The sequence below is a fragment of the Paraburkholderia flava genome, from assembly GCF_004359985.1.
Lineage (GTDB): Bacteria > Pseudomonadota > Gammaproteobacteria > Burkholderiales > Burkholderiaceae > Paraburkholderia > Paraburkholderia flava.
This window is the reverse complement of sequence record NZ_SMRO01000002.1, coordinates 1425502-1448109: the sequence shown is the minus strand read 5'-3', so window position 1 is coordinate 1448109 and position 22608 is coordinate 1425502. Positions and strand designations below refer to the sequence as shown.

The 22608-nt window shown below is 63.4% G+C and carries 21 protein-coding genes; 2 read left to right on the top strand and 19 right to left on the bottom strand.

From position 1 onward, the window contains the following. Nucleotides 1-64: 64 nt before the first annotated feature. From E1748_RS17905 to ppsA, 3 genes are all read right to left on the bottom strand, one after another. Entirely contained in the window at nucleotides 65-985 is a 921-nt protein-coding gene (locus E1748_RS17905; RefSeq protein WP_133648505.1) for an SPFH domain-containing protein, read from the bottom strand. Between the two features lie 51 nt (nucleotides 986-1036). Further along, entirely contained in the window at nucleotides 1037-1483 is a 447-nt protein-coding gene (locus E1748_RS17900; protein ID WP_133648504.1) for an NfeD family protein, read from the bottom strand. Between the two features lie 113 nt (nucleotides 1484-1596). Beyond that, nucleotides 1597-4011, bottom strand: a complete 2415-nt coding sequence (gene ppsA / locus E1748_RS17895) for a phosphoenolpyruvate synthase (protein ID WP_133648503.1) — start codon at nucleotides 4009-4011, stop codon at nucleotides 1597-1599. Between the two features lie 524 nt (nucleotides 4012-4535). On the opposite strand from ppsA, the gene ppsR reads away from it, so the two are divergent. Next, a complete protein-coding gene (gene ppsR, locus E1748_RS17890; RefSeq protein WP_133648502.1) occupies nucleotides 4536-5351 on the top strand; it encodes a posphoenolpyruvate synthetase regulatory kinase/phosphorylase PpsR in 816 nt (271 codons plus the stop codon). 22 nt (nucleotides 5352-5373) lie between these two features. Here the strand turns inward: ppsR and E1748_RS17885 are convergent, their stop codons facing one another. The 16 genes from E1748_RS17885 to rpsB form a co-directional block, all read right to left on the bottom strand. Further along, nucleotides 5374-6156, bottom strand: coding sequence for a TrmH family RNA methyltransferase (locus tag E1748_RS17885; protein ID WP_133648501.1), 783 nt, complete (start codon nucleotides 6154-6156; stop codon nucleotides 5374-5376). Nucleotides 6157-6177: 21 nt separating this feature from the next. After that, nucleotides 6178-6897: a ribonuclease HII gene (gene rnhB, locus E1748_RS17880; protein WP_133648500.1), complete on the bottom strand. Its 720-nt coding sequence runs from the start codon at nucleotides 6895-6897 to the stop codon at nucleotides 6178-6180. Beyond that, a complete protein-coding gene (gene lpxB / locus E1748_RS17875) occupies nucleotides 6894-8063 on the bottom strand; it encodes a lipid-A-disaccharide synthase (protein ID WP_133648499.1) in 1170 nt (389 codons plus the stop codon). The genes rnhB and lpxB overlap by 4 nt, the downstream gene beginning before the upstream one ends. Before the next feature lie 3 nt (nucleotides 8064-8066). Continuing rightward, entirely contained in the window at nucleotides 8067-8855 is a 789-nt protein-coding gene (gene lpxA, locus E1748_RS17870; protein WP_133648498.1) for an acyl-ACP--UDP-N-acetylglucosamine O-acyltransferase, read from the bottom strand. A gap of 95 nt (nucleotides 8856-8950) precedes the next feature. After that, nucleotides 8951-9415, bottom strand: coding sequence for a 3-hydroxyacyl-ACP dehydratase FabZ (gene fabZ / locus E1748_RS17865; RefSeq protein ID WP_133648497.1), 465 nt, complete (start codon nucleotides 9413-9415; stop codon nucleotides 8951-8953). Between the two features lie 117 nt (nucleotides 9416-9532). Next, nucleotides 9533-10612, bottom strand: coding sequence for a UDP-3-O-(3-hydroxymyristoyl)glucosamine N-acyltransferase (lpxD, locus tag E1748_RS17860; RefSeq protein WP_133648496.1), 1080 nt, complete (start codon nucleotides 10610-10612; stop codon nucleotides 9533-9535). A 30-nt stretch (nucleotides 10613-10642) separates the two neighbouring features. Beyond that, complete coding sequence (locus E1748_RS17855; RefSeq protein ID WP_205965277.1) at nucleotides 10643-11176, bottom strand: OmpH/Skp family outer membrane protein; 534 nt, start codon at nucleotides 11174-11176, stop codon at nucleotides 10643-10645. 41 nt (nucleotides 11177-11217) lie between these two features. Then, the gene (gene bamA / locus E1748_RS17850) at nucleotides 11218-13521 is read right to left on the bottom strand and encodes an outer membrane protein assembly factor BamA (RefSeq protein ID WP_133648494.1); all 2304 of its coding nucleotides are present in this window, start codon (nucleotides 13519-13521) and stop codon (nucleotides 11218-11220) included. A gap of 67 nt (nucleotides 13522-13588) precedes the next feature. After that, nucleotides 13589-14986, bottom strand: a complete 1398-nt coding sequence (gene rseP, locus E1748_RS17845) for an RIP metalloprotease RseP (RefSeq protein ID WP_133648493.1) — start codon at nucleotides 14984-14986, stop codon at nucleotides 13589-13591. Between the two features lie 15 nt (nucleotides 14987-15001). Then, a complete protein-coding gene (locus E1748_RS17840; RefSeq protein ID WP_133648492.1) occupies nucleotides 15002-16207 on the bottom strand; it encodes a 1-deoxy-D-xylulose-5-phosphate reductoisomerase in 1206 nt (401 codons plus the stop codon). 24 nt (nucleotides 16208-16231) lie between these two features. Beyond that, nucleotides 16232-17053 carry a phosphatidate cytidylyltransferase gene (locus tag E1748_RS17835; protein ID WP_133648491.1) on the bottom strand — a complete coding sequence of 274 codons (822 nt, stop codon included), beginning with the start codon at nucleotides 17051-17053 and terminating at the stop codon, nucleotides 16232-16234. Continuing rightward, on the bottom strand, nucleotides 17047-17829 hold the full coding sequence (uppS, locus tag E1748_RS17830; RefSeq protein WP_133648490.1) for a polyprenyl diphosphate synthase: 783 nt from the start codon (nucleotides 17827-17829) through the stop codon (nucleotides 17047-17049). Before uppS ends, E1748_RS17835 begins: the two co-directional genes overlap by 7 nt. A gap of 63 nt (nucleotides 17830-17892) precedes the next feature. Further along, nucleotides 17893-18453: a ribosome recycling factor gene (gene frr, locus E1748_RS17825; protein ID WP_133648489.1), complete on the bottom strand. Its 561-nt coding sequence runs from the start codon at nucleotides 18451-18453 to the stop codon at nucleotides 17893-17895. A gap of 98 nt (nucleotides 18454-18551) precedes the next feature. Further along, nucleotides 18552-19265, bottom strand: coding sequence for a UMP kinase (gene pyrH, locus E1748_RS17820; protein WP_133648488.1), 714 nt, complete (start codon nucleotides 19263-19265; stop codon nucleotides 18552-18554). 244 nt (nucleotides 19266-19509) lie between these two features. Further along, complete coding sequence (gene tsf, locus E1748_RS17815) at nucleotides 19510-20391, bottom strand: translation elongation factor Ts (protein ID WP_133648487.1); 882 nt, start codon at nucleotides 20389-20391, stop codon at nucleotides 19510-19512. A 172-nt stretch (nucleotides 20392-20563) separates the two neighbouring features. Continuing rightward, complete coding sequence (gene rpsB / locus E1748_RS17810) at nucleotides 20564-21316, bottom strand: 30S ribosomal protein S2 (protein ID WP_133648486.1); 753 nt, start codon at nucleotides 21314-21316, stop codon at nucleotides 20564-20566. A gap of 471 nt (nucleotides 21317-21787) precedes the next feature. Here rpsB and map point away from each other — a divergent pair, with 471 nt between their 5' ends. Next, complete coding sequence (gene map / locus E1748_RS17805) at nucleotides 21788-22597, top strand: type I methionyl aminopeptidase (protein ID WP_133648485.1); 810 nt, start codon at nucleotides 21788-21790, stop codon at nucleotides 22595-22597. Nucleotides 22598-22608: the final 11 nt, after the last annotated feature.

The following is a 22608-nucleotide window of genomic DNA, read 5'->3' as shown; positions in this document are numbered from 1 at the left end:
CATCGCATGTGAAAAAACGGGCCCGCGATTGCGGGCCCGTTTGCTTTTGCGAACCTCAACGCGCCTAGCCCGCCTTGCTGCGATTCACGATCGTCAGCGCCGACGCGATCATCGTGCTCATATCCGCGAGATTGCCCGGCACGATCAGCGTATTGCCCTGCTTCGCGAGATTGGCGAACGCATTGACGTACTGCTCGGCCACTTTCAGGTTCACCGCTTCCATCCCGCCCTGCGACTGGATCGACGCGGCGATCTTCTGGATCGCCTGCGCGTTCGCCTCGGCCACCGCGAGAATTGCCGACGCCTGACCCTGCGCCTGATTGATCGCGGCCTGCCGTTCGCCCTCGGACTTCTGGATCGCCGCCTCGCGGCCACCCGACGCGATATTGATCTGCTCCTGCTTGCGCCCTTCCGACGCCGCGATCAGCGCGCGCTTCTCGCGCTCGGCGGTGATCTGCGCCTGCATCGCGTGAAGAATTTCCTTCGGCGGAGTGAGATCCTTGATTTCGTAGCGCAGCACCTTGACGCCCCAGTTGGTCGCTGCTTCGTCGAGCGACGACACGATGCTGTGATTGATGAAATCGCGTTCCTCGAACGTCTTGTCGAGTTCGAGCTTGCCGATCACCGAACGCAGTGTGGTCTGCGACAGCTGCGTGATCGCGAACACGAAGTTGCTCGATCCGTACGATGCCTTCATCGGATCGGTGACCTGGAAGTACAGCACGCCGTCCACCTGCAGCTGCGTGTTGTCGCGCGTGATACAGACCTGGCTCGGCACTTCGAGCGGGATCTCTTTCAGCACGTGCTTGTACGCGATGCGATCGACGAACGGCAGCACGATGTTCAGGCCCGGCGTCAGCGTCGCGTGGTAGCGGCCGAGCCGTTCGAGCACCCATGCGTGCTGCTGCGGAACGATCTTGATGGTCTTCACGATGATCACGACGACGATGATCAACAGGATGACGCCGACGATGGTCAGGTTCATTCGAGTCCTTTGCGGTTGTAATGATGTTCCAGCCGGCGACGACCGATGCGGCTACGCGTGTGCCGGCTGTCTGTGCGCGGCGACGATCAGCCGGTTGCCGCGCAATGCGGTGATTTCGTAGAGCCGTGCGTCCTCGGGCTCGCCCGGTGCGAGTTCGACGTCCCACTGCGCGCCGCGGTAGTTCGTGCGCGCGCGGCCGTCGCGCCATTCGGCGACGGTCAGCGTCGCGCCGATGTCGAGATTCACGTCCGGGTTCGTCGCCGCGTCGACGCGTGCGCGCCGGCCGCCGAAGCGCGAACGGCGCAGCACGATCACGGCCACTGCCGCCACCGCCGCCGCGCAGCCGAACTGCACATGCGGCGCCGCGCCGGCCCAATGCGCGAGCCCGCCGGCAATAACCCCCAATGCGATCATCAGCAGATAGAACGTGCCGGTCAGCAGTTCCAGCACGATCAACACGCCCGCTGCGCCCCACCACAAGAGTGCGCCTGTTGCCACGTCGGTCTCCCAAAACAAAACACCCCGGATCTCCGGGGTGTTATAGCACGAACCTTACTTGTATTTACAGCCGCGATCCCTGGGTCAGGTTGCCGCAGCGATCGCTGCCGTGCTTACTGCGCTGCCTGCTTGCCCGATTTTGCGAGCGCCTGCCACGTCTCGATGATCGTGTCCGGGTTCAGCGAGATCGACGCGATGCCTTCGTCGGTCAGCCACTGTGCGAAGTCCGGATGATCCGACGGGCCCTGGCCGCAGATGCCGACGTACTTGTCGAGGCGCAGGCAGGTTTCGATCGCGCGTTTCAGCATGAACTTCACCGCCGGATCGCGCTCATCGAAATCGACTGCGAGCAGTTCCATGCCGGAGTCGCGATCGAGGCCGAGCGTGAGCTGCGTGAGGTCGTTCGAACCGATCGAGAAACCGTCGAAGAATTGCAGGAATTCTTCAGCGAGAATCGCGTTCGACGGCACTTCGCACATCATGATCAGCCGCAGACCGTTCACGCCGCGTTTCAGGCCGAACTTCTCGAGCAGCCCGACCACACGTTCCGCCTGCTTCAGCGTACGCACGAACGGCACCATGATCTCGACGTTGTCGAGGCCCATCTCTTCGCGGACCTTCTTCAGCGCGATGCACTCCATCTGGAACGCTTCGGCGAAGTCTTCCGCGATGTAACGCGACGCGCCACGGAAACCGAGCATCGGATTTTCTTCGTCCGGCTCATAACGCGAACCGCCGATCAGCTTCTTGTACTCGTTCGACTTGAAGTCCGACAGACGCACGATCACGGGCTTCGGATAGAACGCCGCGCCGATCGTCGCGATCCCTTCGGTCAGCTTGTCGACATAGAACGCGCGCGGTGATGCGTGGCCGCGCGCGACGCTCTCGACTGCCTTCTTCAGATCCTGATCGACGTTCGGGTACTCGAGGATCGCCTTCGGGTGCACGCCGATGTTGTTGTTGATGATGAATTCCAGCCGCGCGAGACCGACGCCTGCGTTCGGCAGCTGCGAGAAGTCGAATGCGAGCTGCGGGTTACCGACGTTCATCATGATCTTGACGGGGATCGGCGGCAGTTCGCCGCGCTGCACCTCGGTCACTTCGGTTTCGAGCAGGCCGTCATAGATGCGGCCTTCGTCGCCTTCCGCGCACGATACGGTAACGAGCGCGCCGTCCTTCAGTATGTCGGTTGCGTCGCCGCAGCCGACCACCGCCGGCACACCCAGCTCGCGCGCGATGATCGCCGCGTGGCAAGTACGGCCGCCGCGATTCGTGACGATCGCCGCCGCGCGCTTCATCACCGGCTCCCAGTTCGGGTCGGTCATGTCGGCGACCAGCACATCGCCCGGCTGCACGCGTTCCATTTCGGACGGATCGTGAATCACGCGCACAGGACCCGCGCCGATCTTCTGACCGATCGCGCGACCGGTGGCGAGCACGTTCGACTGGCCCTTCAGCTTGAAGCGCTGCTCGGCCTTGCCCGCTGCCTGGCTCTTCACCGTTTCGGGACGTGCCTGCAGGATGAAGATCTTGCCGTCGCGGCCGTCCTTGCCCCACTCGATGTCCATCGGACGCTGGTAATGCTGCTCGATGATGACCGCGTATTTCGCGAGTTCGATCACGTCTTCGTCGGTGATCGAGAAGCGGTTGCGCTGTTCGTGTGCGACGTCGACGGTCTTCACGCGGCCCGGCTCGCCCGGCTTCGTGAATTCCATCTTGATCAGCTTCGAGCCGATCGAGCGGCGGATGATCGGGTACTTGCCCTGCGCGAGCGTGGTCTTGAAGACGTAGAACTCGTCCGGATTCACGGCGCCCTGCACGACGGTTTCACCGAGGCCGTAGCTCGACGTGATGAACACCGCGTCCTTGAAGCCCGATTCGGTATCGAGCGTGAACATCACGCCCGCTGCGCCGACGTCCGAGCGGACCATGCGCTGCACGCCCGCAGACAACGCGACCTCGGCATGCGTGAAGCCCTTGTGGACGCGATAGGAAATGGCGCGGTCGTTATACAGCGACGCGAACACGTGCTTCATGCGGTCGAGCACGTCTTCGATGCCGACGACGTTCAGGTAGCTTTCCTGCTGACCGGCAAACGATGCGTCCGGCAGATCTTCCGCCGTGGCCGACGAGCGGACTGCGAACGACAGTTCTTCCGGCGAGCTTTGCGTGAGCGTCACGAACTGCGCGCGGATTTCTTCTTCGAGACGCGGCTGCATCGGCGCATCGATGATCCATTGACGGATCTCCTTGCCGGCTTCGGCAAGTGCCTTCACGTCGTCGATATCGAGCGTTTCGAGACGCTGTGCGATGCGTTCGGTGAGCGTGTTGTGATGCAGGAACTCGCGGAACGCGAGCGCCGTCGTGGCGAAGCCCGTGGGCACGCGCACGCCGGCCTGAGCAAGCTGGCTGATCATCTCGCCGAGGGACGCGTTCTTCCCTCCGACGACTTCTACATCGGTCATGCGCAACTGCTCGAACGGAATTACATACGCCTGATCCTTTGCGACGTTAACTGCGTTAGTCATACAAGCCCCTAAGTGTGGAAAAAATGCTCGATTGCGCAAGTGGGCTTGAACGCGTGCGCTTATAAGAAGCGGTGGACGCGCCTTGCACAACCTGTTGGAGAAGCAATCGCGGATACGGTCGGATGCGCGGTGGCACCGTGCGCGCTGGTTGCGTTGCGTGAGCGACGAAATGGAGCGTTCGCCGGATTTGCATGCAGACTGCGCGGATTGCGATCAAAAAGCGTGGCGATAGCCGAATATGGATGGCGGTTCGCCTGCAATTGCTTATCCAACAGGTTGCCGCTATTCTACCGTGCCGACTCCAGAAATGTGACAGTCGGACGAGAATTGCGCGTCGAACGTGCACCTGGACCGCCGTCGGGCCTTACGAGGCAACGGTCGGCACCGGCGCCCACCGCGCGACCCAAGGCGCGCCGCGGCGACGCCGCCGCTTCTCCGGCCAGCCCGCCGGACGGCGCATCCGCGGTGCTGTTCCAGCCGGGCGATGCTGCCGCGTCAGCACGCTCATGTTTTAGCCCCACCCGATGCCGCCCACCGTATTCATCGTTTCCGACGGAACCGGGATCACTGCCGAAACCTTCGCGCATTCGATCCTCTCCCAGTTCGACCAGAAATTCCGCCTCGTCCGCGTGCCGTTCGTCGATTCGACCGAGAAGGCCTACGCGACGCTCGAAAAAATCAACGAAGCGGGTGAAGTCGAAGGCCGCCGGCCGATCGTGTTCACGACGCTCGTCGATAGCGCGTCAAACCAGATCGTCAAGGGTTCGAATGCGCTGGTGCTCGATATGTTCCAGACTTTCGTCGAGCCACTTGAACAGGAACTGGAGCTGAAGTCGAGCCACGCGATGGGCCGCGGTCACCAGAACGCCGATACCGAGGAGTACAAGAACCGCATCGAGGCGATCAACTTCTCGCTCGCACACGACGACGGCCAGTCGAACCGCAACCTCGCCGATGCCGATGTGATCCTCGTGGGCGTGTCGCGCAGCGGAAAGACGCCGACGAGCCTTTATCTGGCGATGCAGTATGGGGTGAAGGCGGCAAACTATCCGTTGATTCCGGAAGATTTTGAGCGCGGCAAGCTGCCGACGCCGCTGCTAGCGCACCGCCAGAAGATGTTCGGATTATCGATCGACCCCCAGCGCCTGTCAGAGATCCGCAACGAGCGCCGCCCAGGCAGCAAGTACGCGGCGATCGAAAACTGCCGCTACGAGATCAACGAAGCGGAAGCGATGATGCGGCGGGAAAATGTGAAGTGGCTGTCGTCAACGCACAAGTCGATCGAAGAGATCGCGACGACGATCCTGCAGGAAATCAAGCTCGACAAGCCGTCGTATTGACGTATCAGAACGTATTGAACGCCTAGCTGTTGCGCTGCTGTCTGCACTGTTCGAACAGACAGACAGCGGCGGCCGCAGCGACGTTCAGCGATTCCATTCCACCCGGCTGCGGAATCGTCACGCGCTGCGTCGCGGCCTCGCGCCAGAACGGCGACACGCCCGCCCCTTCGTTGCCGAACACCCACGCAATCGGCCCGCTCAGATCGCAGTCGTACAGCGCTTGCGCGCCGTGCGAATCGGTGATCGCGGACGGCACCGCGAGACGTTCGCGTAATGCGTTAGGCTCGACGTCCTCGTGAATCTGCAGCAGGAAGTGCGCGCCCATTCCGGCACGCAATACCTTCGACGACCACGCGTACACCGTGCCCGGCGCGCAGAACACGTGCCCGATACCGGCAGCCGCCGCGCTGCGCAGGATCGAGCCGACGTTGCCCGCATCCTGAATGCCGTCGAGCACCACACACGTCTCTGACACACGTTCAGGCAACGGCATAACCGGCCGCTCGACGAGCAGCAGCATCCCCATGCCGTTCACGACCGTCGACAGCTGTCCGAACAGCGCATCCGGCAGCGTCACAACGTGCGATGCGTCGATGCGTTCGACGATCGCGCGTGCTTCGTCGTGATCGAGCGCGCCTTCGGTTACGACGCAGGTTTCCGGCTGACCGACTGCATCGAGATACGCGCTCGCAAGATGGAAACCTTCGAGCAACGCGTGGCCGCTGCGACGCTGTTGATGCGTCGAGCCGGCCAGTGCCTTCAGGTGCTTATAGAGCGGATTGTCCCGCGACGTGATCGCTTTCACAGGCTGCGTAAAACCAGGAGATCAGAACGCGACGCGTTCGCCGAACGCGTCGTCGTCGGGGGTATCGAGTGCTACGGTGACGACGCGGACCGTCGCACCCATCGCGCCGCCCGCGAGCCGCAGATGCGCTTCACGCACCGGTGCGAACGAACGGCGGTGGTGTTCACACGGGCCGTGCTCGCGCAATGCCGCGAGGTGCTGCGGCGTGCCGTAGCCCGCATGCGCATTGAAGCCGTAGAGAGGAAAAGTCTGATGCAGTTCGAGCAGCATCCGGTCACGTGTGACCTTCGCGAGAATCGACGCAGCGGAGATGCTCGGCACGAGCGCATCGCCGCCGACGATCGCAACGCTCCGCACACTCAGCTGCGGACAGCGATTGCCATCGATCTTCGCGAGCGTCGGCACGATCGCGAGACCTTCGACCGCACGCTTCATCGCGAGCATCGTGGCGTGCAGGATGTTGATGGTGTCGATTTCTTCGACCGAGGCAGACGCGACGCAATACGCGAGCGACCGCTCGACGATCTTCTCGTAAAGCTCCTCGCGCTTCTTCGCGCTCAGCACTTTCGAATCGTCGAGTCCGAGAATCGGGCGCTTGGGATCGAGGATCACCGCAGAGGCGACGACCGGTCCAGCCAGCGGACCGCGCCCCGCTTCATCGACACCGCAGACGATATCGTCGGGCTTGTCGAAATCGAGACCGCTCTGCGACGCACCACGCGCACGACGAGTCGCATTCATCGCGACGCCCTGCGCGCGTCGAGCACGCCCGCCACCGCTTCCGCCGCACGCTGCGCGGTATTCTGCTTCAACACGTGATGCATCTCCGTGAAGATTTCCGTCAGCGTGCGCCGGTTCGCGTCGTCGCGCAACTGCGTCAACGTCGCGTCGGCGAGCGCCTCGGGCGTCGCGAAGTGCTGCAGGATTTCCGGCACGACGAAGCGGCCTGCGAGAATGTTCGGCAGCCCGACGTACGGCAGATAACCCTGCCGACGCATGATCTGCCCGGTCAGCCAGGGCACCTTGTACGAGATCACCATCGGCTTTTTCAGCAGCGCGGCTTCGAGCGTGACGGTGCCGCTCTTCACGAGGATCGCGTCGGCGGCCGTCATCGCGACCTGCGACTGGCCGTCGGTGACCGTCAGTGCGAGGCCGGGATGCGCATCGATTAGCGGCTGCAGCAGTGCGCGCAGCGCCGGCGTCGCGGCCGGCATCACGAACCGGACACCCGGCTCGCGCTGCTGCATCAGCGCCATCGCATCGAAGAAGGTCGGGCCGATCAGGTCGATCTCGGAGCGCCGGCTGCCCGGCAGCACCGCGATCACCGGACCGCTTTCCGGCAGCCCCAGTGTGCGGCGCGCGCCGGCGGTGTCGGGTTCGAGCGGGATCTCGTCGGCGAGCGGATGGCCCACGTAGGTCGCAGCGACCCCGGACTTTTCGAGCAGCGCGGTTTCGAACGGAAACACGCACAGCATGTGGTCGACGGCCTTCGCGATTTTCTTGATCCGGCCGCCGCGCCATGCCCAGATCGACGGGCACACGAAGTGCACCGTCGGAATGCCCGCATCGCGCAGCGAGTGCTCGAGACCGAAGTTGAAATCGGGCGCATCGACGCCGATGAAGACGTCGGGCGGCTCGGCGAGCAGCTGACGCTTCAGCTCATTGCGGACGCTGAGAATATCGGGAATGTGCCGCAGCGCTTCGACATAGCCGCGCACCGTGAGACGGTCCATCGACCAGTGGGCTTCGAAGCCCGCCGTCGTCATGCGCGGACCGCCGATGCCGTAGTACTGCGTGCCCTCGGGCAGGCGCGCCGCCAGCCCGTTGAGCAGCGACGCCGCGAGCAGGTCGCCGGACGGCTCGCCGGCCACCATCGCGAGCCGTAGCGGACTGGGTTGCAGCGTCATCGGTTAGCGGATGATGCCGCGTTGCGACGCGTCGATGAAGTCGGCCAGCGACTTGACCGGTGCATCGCCGTCGCCACCCGCGGACGCGAGTTCACGCAGCTGAACCTTTGCGTCTTCGAGCGACAGGCCGTTCTTGTACAGCATCCGGTACGCGGAGCGCAGCGCGGAGATCGCATCCGCCGAGAAGCCGCGACGACGCAGGCCTTCGACGTTGATCCCGTGCGGCTCTGCCTTGTTGCCGGCGGCCATCACAAACGGCGGAATGTCCTGCACCAATGCCGACGCGCCGCCGAGCATCGAATGCGCGCCGATCCGCACGAACTGATGCACGCCCGACATGCCGCCGACGATCGCGAAGTCGCCGATCACCACGTGGCCTGCCATCTGCGCGTTGCTCGCCAGGATCACGTTGTTGCCGACGCGGCAATCGTGGCCGAGATGCACGTACGCCATGATCCAGTTGTCGTCGCCGACGATCGTCACGCCCGAGTCCTGCACCGTGCCGGTGTGGATCGTCGTGAATTCGCGGATCGTGTTGCGGTTGCCGATCTCGAGCCGGGTCGGCTCGTCCTTGTACTTCATGTCCTGCGGACGACCGCCGACCGACGCGTAATGGCCGATGCGGTTGTCTTCGCCGATCGTCGTGTGACCTTCGATCACGCTATGCGAGCCGACCGTCGTGCGTGCGCCGATCGTCACGTGGGCGCCGACGATCGCGTAGGGTCCGATTTCGACCGTTTCGTCGAGCTGGGCGCCCGGTTCGACGATCGCGGTGGGATGAATCCTGCTCATGCGTCCTCGCTACTTTCCGTGGTGTCGTCCGGTGGCGGCGGCCCGCCAGCCGCTAGCGGCGCGAACCTCGCTACCGCCGCAGGACGACGGATTACTCAGGCGTCGGTATCCGTTTGACGGACCGCGCACATCAGGTCGGCTTCCGCCGCGACTGCACCGTCCACTGTCGCGCGCGCCTTGAACTTCCAGATCCCGCGCATGTGGCGCTCGAACGTCACGTCGAGGATCAGCTGGTCGCCCGGTTCGACGACCCGCTTGAAACGCGCATTGTCGATACCGACGAACAGATAAAGCGTGTTGGCCGGATCATGCGGCTCGTCCGAGAACGTCAGAAGCGCGGCCGTCTGGGCCAGTGCCTCGAGAATCAGCACGCCGGGCATCACCGGGCGCTTCGGAAAGTGCCCCGTGAAATACGGCTCGTTGATCGTCACGTTCTTCAGCGCTTTGATGCTCTTGTGCGGCTCGAGTTCGAGCACCCGGTCCACCAGCAGGATCGGGTAGCGGTGCGGCAGCAGCGTGAGAATCTTGTGGATGTCGAGATTGATTTTTTCGGTGCTCATGGTGTTTCTGCTCACGCTTGAAAGGCGCGACGGTGACTGCGAATGCTGATGATGGGTTGATCGCACATGCCGCCGGTCTCCGGTTCCCGCGGCGGCACGCGCTTTTTATGCGTTGCTTTATGCGTTGTTTTTGGCGCTGCCTGACACCGCAGCTGCTTCAAGTGCCTTGATGCGGTCGCGCAGCTTGTCGAGATTGCGCATCAGCGCGGCGCTGCGGTTCCAGTCCGCATGATCGACGGCCGGGAACGCGCTCGTGTACATGCCGGGTTTCAGCAGCGACTTCGACACGCCCGACTTCGCGGTGACGATCACGTAGTCGGCGAGCGTCACGTGGCCGGCAATGCCCACCGCGCCACCGATCATGCAATGCCGGCCGATCGTCGTGCTGCCCGCGATACCCGCGCAGCCGGCGATCACCGTGTACGCACCGATCTTGCAGTTGTGGCCGATCTGCACGAGGTTGTCGATCTTCACGCACGTCTCGATCACCGTGTCGGCCATCGCGCCGCGGTCGATCGTCGTGTTTGCGCCGATCTCGACGTCTTCAGCGATCGATACACCGCCCACCTGCGGAATCTTGACCCAGCTGCCGGTACGCGCGTCGCCTTCGCCGGTGAAATCCGGCGCAAAGCCAAAACCGTCCGAACCGATCACCGCGCCCGCGTGCACGATCACGCGCTCGGCGAGCTTGCAACCGTGATACACGGCCACGTTCGGGTACAGATGCGAGCCTGCGCCGATGCGCGTGCCGCGTCCGATGAATACATTCGCGTCGAGCCGCACGTTCTCGCCGATCTGCGCGCCCGCTTCGACCGTCACATGCGGACCAATCACCGCGCTCGCCGCGATCTTCGCCGACGGATCGACGGTCGCGCTCGCGTGCACGCCGGGCGTGACCTTCGGTGCCGCGAGATCGATGAAAGTCTGCGCGATACGGGCGAAGTAAGCGTACGGGTTCGGTGTGACGATGAAGTTGCGAGCGTCGCTGGACGCGAGCTTCGCGAGGTCGTCGGCCGCGATCAGCACGGCGCCCGCACGGGTGCTCTCGACCTGCGACAGATACTTCGGGTTGGCGAGGAACGCCAGCTGGTCCGGGCCTGCCTGATCGAGCGGCGCAAGACTGCCGACCCGATGCGACGCGTCACCGACTACTTCACCGCCGAACTGCCGAACGATGTCCTCGAGCGTAAATGCCATGCGTGTGCTGCTCCTGCTTTCCTGGGCGAATCAGTTCGTGGTGCTCGATGCCGCAAGCGCCTTCAGCACCTGGTCGGTGATGTCGATGCGCGGACTGACGTACACCGCCTCCTGCACGATCAGATCGTAGTGCTGCTGCTCGGCGATCTGCTTGATCACCTTGTTCGCGCGATCGAGCACGGCGGCGAGTTCTTCGTTACGCCGCTGGTTCAGGTCTTCGCGAAATTCGCGCTGCTTGCGCTGGAAGTCGGTATCGAGCTGCGACAGATCGCGCTGCTTCTGTGCGCGATCGCTCGGCGACAACGATGCCCCGTTCTTGTCGAGCGCGTCGGACATGGTCTTCAGCTTCGCCGCCATGTCCTGCAGATCCTTGTCGCGCTTCGCGAACTCGGCTTCGAGCTTGACCTGCGCCGCTTTCGCCGGCACGGACTCGCGCAGGATGCGGTCCGAATTGACCGCTGCGATCTTCGCCTCCTGCGCATGCGCGACCCCGGCTCCGAGGGTCATCGTCAGCGCCAGCGCCCATGCACACGCCACACGTTTCGAAAACATACCGGTTTGCAAAGTCATCCTCTCGATACTGTAGGGGGTCCCGGTGCGCCCGCTCAGAATGCCGTCCCGATCTGGAACTGGAATTTCTGGTACTGGTCGCCCGTATGCTTCTGCAGCGGGAAGCCAAGGCTCAACTTCAACGGTCCGATCGGCGAGATCCACGCGAGACCCACACCGTAGCCGTACCGCAGACCGTTCGCGCCGACGCTGTTGCCTTCCGAACCCCAGACGTTACCGCCGTCGAGGAACGTGAACACACGCAGCGTGCGGTCGTAGCCCGTGCCCGGCAGCGGGAACGTCAATTCGATGTTACCCACGACCATTTCGTTACCACCGATCGGGTCGTTCGTCGTCTTGTCGCGCGGACCCAGCGAGCTCGGCTCATAGCCACGCACCGATCCGATACCGCCGGCGTAGTAGTTCTTGAAGATCGGGTACGGCTTGCCGCTGAGGCCGTTACCGTAACCGCCCTGGAAGTTCAGGCCGAGCACGAAGCCGCGCGCGAACGAGTAATAGTACTGCGCCTGGATGTCCGCCTTGTAATACTGGGTGCCGCCCGCCGGCGTGCCGTACTCGGCATTCGCCTGCGTGAAGTAGCCGCGGCTCGGCACGAGCGCGCTGTCACGCGCGTCGCGCGACCAGCCTACCGTCAGCGGCACGTTGTTCGACACGCGGCCGAACTCGTTCACGTAGTCCTTGTAGCTTTGCGGCGTCGTGCTGTCGACGTCGAGCGTGTTCTGCTCGAAGCCCGCACCGAAGTAAACGGTGTCGACTTCCGAAAATGGAATGCCGAACTTCAGATCGCCGCCCACCGTGACGATACGGAAGCTCGAATCAGTCGAGTAGTACAGCGGCTGATACGTGCGGTAGTAGACGTCGGTGATCCGCTTGATGCCGTCGACCGTGAAATACGGGTCGACCTGCGTCACCGTCAGCGTACGGTACGTCTTCGCGGTGTTCACGTTGACCGACAGGCTCGTGCCCGAACCGAACACGTTGTCCTGCGACACGCCCGCCGACAGCACAACCTTGTCCGTCGACGAGAAGCCGGCACCGAGCGTGATCGCGCCGGTCGGCTTTTCGGTGACCTTCACATCGACGTCGACCTGGTCAGGCGTGCCTTCGACCGGCACCGTCGTCACGTCGACGTCGGTGAAGTAGCCGAGACGGTTGATCCGGTCTTTCGACAGCGCGAGGCGGTTCGAATCGAACCACGAGCTTTCGAGCTGGCGCATTTCGCGACGTACGACTTCGTCGCGCGTCCGCGTGTTGCCGACCACATTGATGCGTCGAACGTACACGCGGCGGCTCGGATCGACCTGCAGCGTCAGATCGACCTTGTGATGTTCCTGATCGATCTGCGGCACGGCATTGACGGTCGCGAACGCGTAGCCGTATTCGCCGAGCTTGTCGACGACAGCCTTCGTCGCGGCCTGCAGCTTTTCTGCCGAGAAGCGATCGCCCGGCTTGATCTTGACCAGCTTTCTCAGCTCGGCTTCGCGGTCGAGCAGATTGCCGCCGAGCTTGATGCTCGAGATCGTGTACGGCTCGCCTTCGTGCAGCGTCACCGTCAGGTACATGTCCTTCTTGTCCGGCGAAATCGACACCTGGGTCGAATCGAAGCTGAATTCGAGATACCCGCGATTCAGGTAGTACGAGCGGACGTTTTCGAGGTCGCCCGTCAGCTTTTCTTTCGCGTACAGATCGTTCTTCGTGTACCACGAGAACCAGTTCGGCGTGGACAGCTGCATCTCGTCGCGCAGCGTGCTCGTGCTGAACGCCTTGTTGCCGATGAAGTTGATCTGGCGGATCTTCGCGCTCGGCCCTTCGACCACCGAGAACAGCAGGCCGACGCGATTGCGGTCGATCGGCGTGACGGTGGTCGTGACCTCGGCCGCGTAGTAGCCGCGCGTGAGGTACTGACGCTTCAGCTCCTGCTCCGCCTTGTCGACGAGCGCCTTGTCGTAGTAACGACCTTGCGACAGCCCCACGGCGCGCAGCGCCTTCGTGAGGTTGTCCTTGTCGAATTCGTGGATGCCGGAGAAGTCGATCGTGCCGATGGCCGGACGCTCGAGCACCTGAACGATCACGACGTTGCCTTCGGTCGCGATCTTGACGTCGTTGAAGAAGCCCGTCGCGTACAACGCGCGGATGGCTTCGGAAGCCTTGTCGTCGTCGAACGTATCGCCTTGCTTGATCGGCAGGTAGGAAAACACAGTGCCCGGCTCGACGCGTTGCAATCCTTCGATCCGGATGTCCTGCACCACGAATGGTGTCGTCGCGTGAGCCACCAGCCCATGCGCGGCGAATGCCGCGGCTACAACCGTCTTCGGTACAAAGCGATGAGGTTTAAACAACGTGCTTCCCCAGTGTGTATAGCTGCATCAGGTCAGACGGTCGTCATCGTGAACGCCGCCGGACACTTTAAAAATGGATTAAACGAGCCAGATCGTTGAAAAGCGCGATCGCCGACAATGCGACGATGCAGGCGAGTCCCGCTCTCTGCAGAACGAGCTGCCAGCGATCGGATACAGCTTTGCCGGTTACAGCTTCAACCAAATAATATAACAGATGCCCCCCGTCCAATACCGGAATTGGTAACAGGTTAAGCACACCGAGGCTAATACTGACGAGTGCGAGGAACGATAAAAACGCCGATGGTCCGAGACGCGCGCTCTTGCCTGCGTAGTCGGCGATCGTCACCGGACCGGACAGATTCTTCAACGACGCCTCGCCGACGATCATCCGTCCGAACATCCGCAACGAGTACACGCTCAGGTCCCACGTGCGGCGCGCGCCGAGTTCGACGCTCTCGAGCGGACCGTAGCGGACTTCGAGCGACGGCACCTGGGTGGCCAGCTCTGCGCCGATACGGCCGACGTCGTGGCCGGTCGCGTCGTCGCGCTGCGCGACCGGAACGATCGTGATGTTCTGGAGCGTGCCCTGTGTGTTCCCCTGCGCGCCGCGCTCGACCTGCAACGTGACGGCCCGGCCCGCGTGCGACTTGATCGTCGCGATGAAAGCGGTGGCGTTGTCGACGGCGCGGCCATCGATCGCACGCACGCGGTCGCCGGCCAGCAGCCCCGCTTTCTGCGCCGCGCTGCCCGCCTGTACGCCCGCCACCGACAGCGTGCCGCCGCCCGGCTCGAAGCCGATGCGCGACATGAAGTCGTCGTCGACGTCCTTGTCGGACACGTTGCGCAGATCGACAGGGAAATCGAAGGTGCCGTGCGCGTCCTTCGCGCTGAGAATCACGCGACGATGATCGAACGCCGCACCGAGCAGTTTCCAGCGCAGATCGGACCACGAACGCACCGTCGACGTAGCGCCACCGTCCGCATTGTCCGCATCGCGCACGGAGACCACCGTCTCGCCGCCGTCGAAACCCGCGAGCGCGGCAGGCGTGTTCGCCGCCGGTGCCGCGACGATCGCAGCCGGTTCGGTGACGCCGGTCGCGAACACCAGCGCGAACAGCACAATGGCAAGGATGAAATTGGCAATGGGCCCGGCTGCGACGATCGCGATCCGCTTGCCGACCGACTGCCGGTTGAACGCCTGCGGCAAATCGTCGACGGGAATCGGCGTGCCCTCTTCGCGCTCGTCGAGCATCTTCACGTAGCCGCCGAGCGGCAACGCCGCGATCGTCCATTCGGTGCCGGTCTTGCGGCTCACCCAGCGAACCAGCGGACGCCCGAAGCCGATCGAGAAGCGCAGCACTTTCACGCCGCACAACCGCGCGACGCTGTAGTGGCCGAACTCGTGCACGACGACCAGGACGCCGATCGCTACGACGAACGCCAGGATTTCGATCAGCAGATTCATCGCGGGCTCACTGGATCACTGGACGACGCGTTCCGTGCGATGAGCGCCCGCAGGCAGCCCGGCGATGATGCCGGCTGCAGCGCGGCGCGCGGCCGCGTCGGCGTCGAGTACATCGTCGAGGCTCGCGGCGCTGCGGTTCGGCAGCGCGTTCAGCACCGAGTCGACCACCTGCGCAATCGCCATGAAGCCGATGCGGCGATCGAGGAACGCTTCGACCGCGACTTCGTTCGCCGCATTCAGTGCGGCACTCGCGACGCCGCCTTCGGCGAGCGCTTTCATCGCGAGCGCGAGGCACGGGAAGCGCGTGTAATCGGGTTTCTCGAACGACAGCGACGCGACCTCGACGAGATCGAGCTGCGCGACGCCGGAGTCGACGCGCTCGGGAAACGCGAGCGCATGCGCGATCGGCGTACGCATGTCCGGGTTGCCGAGCTGCGCGAGCACCGAGCCGTCCACATACGACACCATCGAGTGGATCACGCTCTGCGGATGGATCAGCACGTCGATCCGGTCGCCCGGCAGATTGAACAGCCAGTGCGCCTCGATTACTTCGAGACCCTTGTTCATCATCGTTGCCGAGTCGACCGAGATCTTGCGACCCATCGACCAGTTCGGATGCTTGCAGGCTTCGTCGGGCGTGACGTCGATCAGCGACGACGGTTCGCGGGTGCGGAACGGGCCGCCCGACGCGGTCAGGATGATCTTTGATACGCCGCCGTGCTGCGCGGCTTCGCGCGGCAGGCACTGGAAAATCGCGTTGTGTTCGCTATCGACCGGCAGCAGGATCGCGCCATGGTCGCGTGCCGCGTCCATGAAGATCGCGCCGGACATCACCAGCGCTTCCTTGTTCGCGAGCAGGATGCGCTTGCCGGCGCGCGCGGCTGCCAGCGTCGGTGCAAGACCGGCCGCGCCGACGATCGCCGCGACGACGGTGTCGCACTGCGCGCTTTCCGATACGTCGACGAGCGCCTGGGCCCCGTACGTCACCTCGGTGCGGCTGCCTGCGGCACGCAGCTTCGCCGCGACCTGTGCGGCCGTGGCGGCATCGCCGACCACCGCGACTTCGGGTGCAAAGCGCAGGCACTGCTCGACGAGCTTGTCGCCGTTACGGTGCGCGGTCAGCGCGTAGATCGAAAAGCGCTCGGGATGACGCGCGACGACGTCGAGCGTGCTGTCTCCAATCGAGCCCGTGGAACCGAGCAATGTCAGACGTTTTTGCATGTATCTTTCTCTAGCCGAGCGGCTCTAGCCAAGCAGCAGCATTGCGAGTGGCAGCACCGGCAGCAATGCATCGATGCGATCGAGTACGCCGCCGTGTCCCGGCAGCAGACCGCTGGAATCCTTCACGCCGGCCTGTCGTTTCAGCATCGATTCGAACAGGTCGCCGATGACGCTGAACGCGACCAGCACGGTCAGCGCCACGAGCGTCCGCAGGCCGCCCATTTGCGCGTAAAGCGCAGAGTACAGCGTCGGATCGAACGTGTGTACGGCCACCGCGAGGACCGCGACGATCATCACCGCCAGCCAGCCGCCGACCGCGCCTTCCCAAGTCTTGCCGGGACTGATCGACGGCGCCAGCTTGTGGCGGCCGAACGCTTTCCCGGCAAAGTATGCGCCTATGTCGGCGAGCCAGACCAGAAGCAACAGGGACAGAACGAACGGCACACCGGCGATACGCGCGGCGACAAGCGCATGCCAGCACGCGACGAACACGACGATGCCCGCGAGGAACAGGAACGGACGCCATGCGCCTTCGGCGAGCGTCGGCTTGCGCAGCAGCACGAACGGACCGGCCAGCACCCAGAACACGGCAGCCGCCTGGAACAGCGGCCGCGGTGACTGCAGGCCAGTGCCGAGCCGCGTGCTCGCGACCAGTGCGACCGCGGCGATCAGCGCATAGACGATCGGGCCCGCGCCGCCGAGCTTCAGCAGACGCGCCCATTCCCACGCGGCGAATACGACGACGAATGCGATCAGTGCGCCGAATGCGCCGACCGGCGCGAACAGCGTGACCGGCAGGAAGATCGCCAGCAGGACGACCGCCGTGATGACACGGGTCTTTAGCATGGAAGCGAATCGGCGTTTTGCGATTGCGGCTCGAGCTGGGCGCTCGTACGGCCGAAACGGCGCTCGCGCTCGGTATAGGACGCCATCGCGCGGCCGAGCGCGTCGGCATCGAAATCCGGCCAGAAGGTGTCGGTGAAATAGAACTCGGTGTACGCGAGCTGCCACAGCAGGAAGTTGCTGACGCGTTGCTCGCCGCCGGTCCGGATGAAGAGATCGGGCTCGGGCGCATAGGCCATCGCCAGATGCTCGGCGAACGATTCCTCGCTGATCTCTACTGCCTCGCCCGCTTGCGCCGATTGCTCGGCGAGCTTGCGGGTGGCCTGCATGATGTCCCAGCGGCCGCCGTAGTTCGCGGCGATGGTCAGCGTGAGACGCGTGTTGCGCGCGGTCTTGGTTTCCGCACGGCGAATCAGATCCTGGATGCGGCGGTCGAACATCGACAGATCGCCGACCACACGCAAGCGGATCCCGTTCGCGTGCAGCTTGCCGACCTCGCGTTCGAGCGCGGTGACGAAGAGGCGCATCAGGAACGATACTTCGTCGTTCGGGCGACGCCAGTTCTCCGAGCTGAACGCGAACAGCGTCAGGTATTCGACGCCCTGGCGCGCGCATGCCTCGACGGTTGCGCGCACCGCGTCGACGCCGCGCGTATGACCCGCCACGCGCGGCAAACGACGCTGCGTCGCCCAACGGCCGTTGCCGTCCATGATGATCGCGATATGTCGCGGCACCGATGCGACGTCAGGCACGTGCACGGTTGAGCTGGTATAGGTCATGGCCGTCGGGACAGTGGCTGCAAATAAAGAAGTGAGGACCTTGAAGGTGCGATGCCCGAGGCATCACACCTTCATGATCTCGGCTTCTTTCGACTGCACGAGCGCTTCGATCTCGCTGACGAAACGGTCCGTCAGCTTCTGCACGTCATCACCTGCGCGACGCTCGTCGTCTTCGGAAATTTCCTTGTCCTTCACGAGCTTCTTCAACTGCTCGTTCGCGTCGCGGCGCAGGTTGCGCACGGCGACCCTGGCCGTTTCGCCTTCGCTCTTGACGACCTTCGTCAATTCGCGACGACGCTCTTCGGTGAGCGCGGGCATCGGCACGCGGATCTGGTCGCCGGCGGTGGCCGGATTCAGTCCGAGATCCGATTCGCGGATCGCCTTTTCGACGACCTGCACCATCTTCTTTTCCCACGGCTGCACGCCGATCGTGCGCGCATCGACGAGCGTCAGGTTCGCGACCTGCGAGATCGGCACCGGCGAACCGTAGTAATCGACCTGGATGTGATCGAGCAGACCGGTGTGCGCACGGCCTGTGCGGATCTTCGACAGATCGTTCTTGAATGCATCGATCGAGCGCTGCATTTTCTGCTCAGCGCCCTTCTTGACGTCAGCTACAGACATGTTTGAACCTCCGGACCTTCAAAACGGTGCGGGCTGGCCTGCGCGCATCAAGCGGCGGCTCTTGCCCGCGTTCGAACCCACAATTTCCGACAGCGAGTTTACACGTGGACGAGCGTGCCTTCGTCCTCACCCATGATGATGCGTTTGAGCGCGCCTGCCTTGAGAATCGAGAACACGCGGATCGGCAGCTTCTGGTCGCGGCACAGCGCGAACGCGGTGGCGTCCATCACCTGCAGGTTACGGCCGATCGCTTCGTCGAAGCTGATCGTCGTGTAGCGCGTCGCGGTCGGGTCTTTCTTCGGATCGGCCGAATAGACGCCGTCCACCTTGGTCGCCTTCAGCACGACTTCCGCGCCGATTTCCGAACCGCGCAACGCGGCGGCAGTATCGGTCGTGAAGAACGGATTGCCCGTGCCGGCCGCGAAGATCACGACCTTACCTTCCTCGAGCTGACGGATCGCGCGCGGCCGGATGTACGGCTCGACGACCTGATCCATCCGCAGCGCGGACTGCACGCGCGCCTCGATGCCCGCATGACGCATTGCGTCCTGCAGCGCGAGCGCGTTCATCATCGTGGCAAGCATCCCCATGTAGTCCGCCGTCGCACGGTCCATACCGGCTGCGCCGCCCGCGACACCGCGGAAGATATTGCCCCCGCCGATCACGACGGCGAGCTGCGTGCCCAGCCGCACTACCTCGGCCACGTCCGCCACCATGCCTTCGATCGTTGCGCGATTGATGCCGAAAGCATCCTCGCCCATCAGAGCTTCACCGGAAAGTTTGAGGAGAACGCGTTTGTAGGCAGTGGGCATAGAGGTATCCAGATCGCGCGGAACGGGGCAACTAGGGGCAACAACAAGGAACTAATGTAGGGGTGAAACGCTGATTCCGGCAAGCGTCGCCAAATTGATAGGCCCTGAGGCCTCTCGGGACGGACGTGCCGCGAGGATCAAACCCGCGGCAGACCTTGCGGCGCTGCCGTCCGCGGCAGGCTCTTGCCCCGCCGCGGGTACGACGATACGACCAGGATTGCGTCGCGCGATGACGCGCCGACGCTTATTGTTGCTTTGCAGCAGCGACCTGTGCGGCGACTTCGGCAGCGAAGTCGTCCTGACGCTTCTCGATGCCTTCGCCGACCACGAACAGCGCGAACTTCTGCACCGACGTCGATGCGGCCTTCAGCATCTGTTCGATGGTTTGCTTGTCGTTCTTCACGAACGGCTGGTTCAGCAGCGACACTTCCTTCAGATACTTCTGCACGCTGCCGTCAACCATCTTCGCGACGATTTCAGCCGGCTTGCCCGATTCGGCGGCCTTCTGTTCGGCGATGCTGCGTTCCTTCGCGATCAGATCGGCCGGCACTTCGTCAGACGACAGCGAGACCGGCTTCATCGCGGCGATGTGCATCGCGACGTCCTTGCCGACCTGCTCGTCCGCGCCGGTGTACTCGACCAGCACGCCGATGCGCGTGCCGTGCAGATACGCGGCCAGCTGGTTCGACGTTTCGAAACGCACGAAGCGGCGGATCGACAGGTTTTCACCGATCTTGCCGACGAGCGCGAGACGCACGGCGTCGACGGTCTGGCCTTCGAGCGGCAGTGCTGCAAGAGCGGCGACGTCAGCCGGGTTCTGCTTCGCGACCAGTTCAGCGACGGTCTTCGAGAACGTGAGGAAGTCGTCGTTCTTCGAAACGAAGTCGGTTTCGCAGTTCAGTTCGACGATCGCACCTGCGTTGCCGCCGATGAACGACGAAATCACGCCTTCAGCCGTGACACGCGATGCAGCCTTGCTCGCCTTGTTGCCCAGCTTCACGCGCAGCAGCTCTTCAGCGCGCGCCATGTCGCCGTCGGCTTCCGTCAGCGCCTTCTTGCATTCCATCATCGGCGCGTCGGTCTTCGCGCGCAGTTCTGCCACCATGCTTGCGGTAATTGCCGCCATCGTCTGCTCCTAGAGTCTGTCTTTCACACGCCGTCCGCATTCGATGCCGACGGCAAGAATTCGTTTCCGTGTGGTGCGATTTTTCTGCACCGCCGGTCAAGCTATCAAAGCGACATGACTTAAAAAAAGGGGGCCTGTAGAAAGCCCCCTTTTTTGCCGGTCGCGGGGTCGCTTACGCTTCCGCGTTGACCTCGACGAACTCGTCGCCGTCGTCGCCGCGTGCGGCCTGGACCACTTCGTTCACTGCGTTCGCACGGCCTTCGAGGATCGCGTCGGCTGCGCCTTGCACGTACAGTGCAACGGCCTTGCTCGCGTCGTCGTTACCCGGGATCACGTAGTCGATGCCTTCCGGCGAGTGGTTCGTATCGACCACTGCGATAACCGGAATGCCGAGCTTGTTCGCTTCGGTCACGGCAATCTTGTGATAGCCGACGTCGACCACGAAGATCGCGTCCGGAATGCCGCCCATGTCCTTCACGCCACCGATCGACTTCTGCAGCTTGAGCATTTCGCGTTCGAACAGCAGCGCTTCCTTCTTGCTCATGCGTTCGGTTTCACCGGCCTCGAGCGATGCTTCCATGTCCTTCAGGCGCTTGATCGATACCTTCAGCGTCTTGAAGTTGGTCAGCATGCCGCCGAGCCAGCGCGCGTTGACGAACGGCATGCCGGCGCGTTGTGCCTCTTCGGCGATCGTGTCGCGCGATTGACGCTTCGTGCCGACAAACAGGATCGTGCCGCGGTTCGCTGCCAGTTGACGCACGTACTTCAGCGCGTCGTTGTACATCGGCAGCGTCTTTTCGAGGTTGATGATGTGAATCTTGTTGCGATGGCCGAAAATGAACGGGGCCATTTTGGGATTCCAGAAGCGCGTCTGGTGACCAAAGTGGACACCGGCTTCCAGCATTTGACGCATGGTAACTGCCATGTAAATCTCCGCGAGGGTTGGGTCTTAAACCGGCTGCTGCATCTGCCGCGCGGCCTTCGCTCTCGAAGGCTCGACGCCGCGGACACCCTGGGTGCGCCGGCTTGCGAATGTGCTGCCTGTATTTCTTCGAGATGCCGGGCCACGGACTCCATGCCCCGACGCTCTCCGGCCCGCGCGGCGCAGGAAGCGCCCGCCGCGTGAACCGCATCCGCCGCTCTTTGCTTTTCTGCTGGCCTGTGACCGATCCAGAGATACCGGAGACGATCCAAACCGTAAAAACAGAGAGCGACTTAGCCTTCGATTATAGCACGGGACTATCGGCCGGCTCAAGCCGCCCAATCGCCCGGGATGAGCCGCAGCAGGCGCGGCCATCACCGCCGCTCCGGGATCGTCCGAAGGCCTTCAAAAGCCAGCGGCACCCTCGATATGGTGCGATAATTCGCCAGATAGACCGCATTTCAGGCACGTCACATGGCTATTACGATCAAAAACGAACACGATATCGCGCAGATGCGCGTCGCCTGCCGCCTCGCGAGCGAGGTGCTCGACTACATCACACCGTTCGTCAAGGCGGGCGCCACGACTGCCGAACTCGATCGCCTGTGTCACGAATACATGCTGAACGACCAGGGCACGGTGCCCGCGCCGCTCAACTACCAGCCGCCCGGCTATCCGCCGTACCCGAAAGCCACCTGCATTTCCGTCAACGATGTGATCTGTCACGGCATCCCCGGCGAGAAGACGCTGAAAAACGGCGACGCGCTGAACATCGACATCACCGTGATCAAGAACGGCTACTTCGGCGATACGAGCCGGATGTTTATCGTCGGCGAAGGATCGATTCTCGCGAAGCGGCTCGTGCAGACTACCTACGAATGCATGTGGCTCGGCATCGAGCAGGTGCGCCCCGGCGCGCATCTCGGCGACATCGGCCATGCGATCCAGCGGCATGCGGAAGCGCAGGGCTACAGCGTCGTGCGCGAATACTGCGGTCACGGCATCGGCACGGTGTTCCATGAAGATCCGCAAATTCTCCATTACGGTCGCCCCGGCACCGGTCTCGAACTGCAGACCGGCATGATCTTCACGATCGAGCCGATGATCAACGCGGGCCGTCGCGACATCCGCACGATGCCCGATCAGTGGACCGTGAAGACCAAGGACCGCAGCCTGTCCGCGCAGTGGGAACACACCATCCTCGTGACGGAAACCGGTCACGACGTGCTGACGGTCTCCGCCGGCACGCCCGCCCGGCCGGCGCTCGTCGCCGCGACCGCCTGACGCCTTCGTCC

Excerpts from the sequence above, each read along its gene's own strand:
- uppS (WP_133648490.1), bottom strand. The coding sequence starts at position 17,829 with ATGACCTATACCAGCTCAACCGTGCACGTGCCTGACGTCGCATCGGTG.
- tsf (WP_133648487.1), bottom strand. The coding sequence starts at position 20,391 with ATGGCGGCAATTACCGCAAGCATGGTGGCAGAACTGCGCGCGAAGACC.
- lpxB (WP_133648499.1), bottom strand. The coding sequence starts at position 8,063 with ATGACGCTGCAACCCAGTCCGCTACGGCTCGCGATGGTGGCCGGCGAG.
- E1748_RS17840 (WP_133648492.1), bottom strand. The coding sequence starts at position 16,207 with ATGCAAAAACGTCTGACATTGCTCGGTTCCACGGGCTCGATTGGAGAC.
- pyrH (WP_133648488.1), bottom strand. The coding sequence starts at position 19,265 with ATGCCCACTGCCTACAAACGCGTTCTCCTCAAACTTTCCGGTGAAGCT.
- ppsA (WP_133648503.1), bottom strand. The coding sequence starts at position 4,011 with ATGACTAACGCAGTTAACGTCGCAAAGGATCAGGCGTATGTAATTCCG.
- lpxA (WP_133648498.1), bottom strand. The coding sequence starts at position 8,855 with ATGAGCAGGATTCATCCCACCGCGATCGTCGAACCGGGCGCCCAGCTC.
- lpxD (WP_133648496.1), bottom strand. The coding sequence starts at position 10,612 with ATGGCATTTACGCTCGAGGACATCGTTCGGCAGTTCGGCGGTGAAGTA.
- rseP (WP_133648493.1), bottom strand. The coding sequence starts at position 14,986 with ATGAATCTGCTGATCGAAATCCTGGCGTTCGTCGTAGCGATCGGCGTC.
- E1748_RS17835 (WP_133648491.1), bottom strand. The coding sequence starts at position 17,053 with ATGCTAAAGACCCGTGTCATCACGGCGGTCGTCCTGCTGGCGATCTTC.
- rnhB (WP_133648500.1), bottom strand. The coding sequence starts at position 6,897 with ATGAATGCGACTCGTCGTGCGCGTGGTGCGTCGCAGAGCGGTCTCGAT.
- frr (WP_133648489.1), bottom strand. The coding sequence starts at position 18,453 with ATGTCTGTAGCTGACGTCAAGAAGGGCGCTGAGCAGAAAATGCAGCGC.
- E1748_RS17905 (WP_133648505.1), bottom strand. The coding sequence starts at position 985 with ATGAACCTGACCATCGTCGGCGTCATCCTGTTGATCATCGTCGTCGTG.
- map (WP_133648485.1), top strand. The coding sequence starts at position 21,788 with ATGGCTATTACGATCAAAAACGAACACGATATCGCGCAGATGCGCGTC.
- ppsR (WP_133648502.1), top strand. The coding sequence starts at position 4,536 with ATGCCGCCCACCGTATTCATCGTTTCCGACGGAACCGGGATCACTGCC.
- fabZ (WP_133648497.1), bottom strand. The coding sequence starts at position 9,415 with ATGAGCACCGAAAAAATCAATCTCGACATCCACAAGATTCTCACGCTG.
- rpsB (WP_133648486.1), bottom strand. The coding sequence starts at position 21,316 with ATGGCAGTTACCATGCGTCAAATGCTGGAAGCCGGTGTCCACTTTGGT.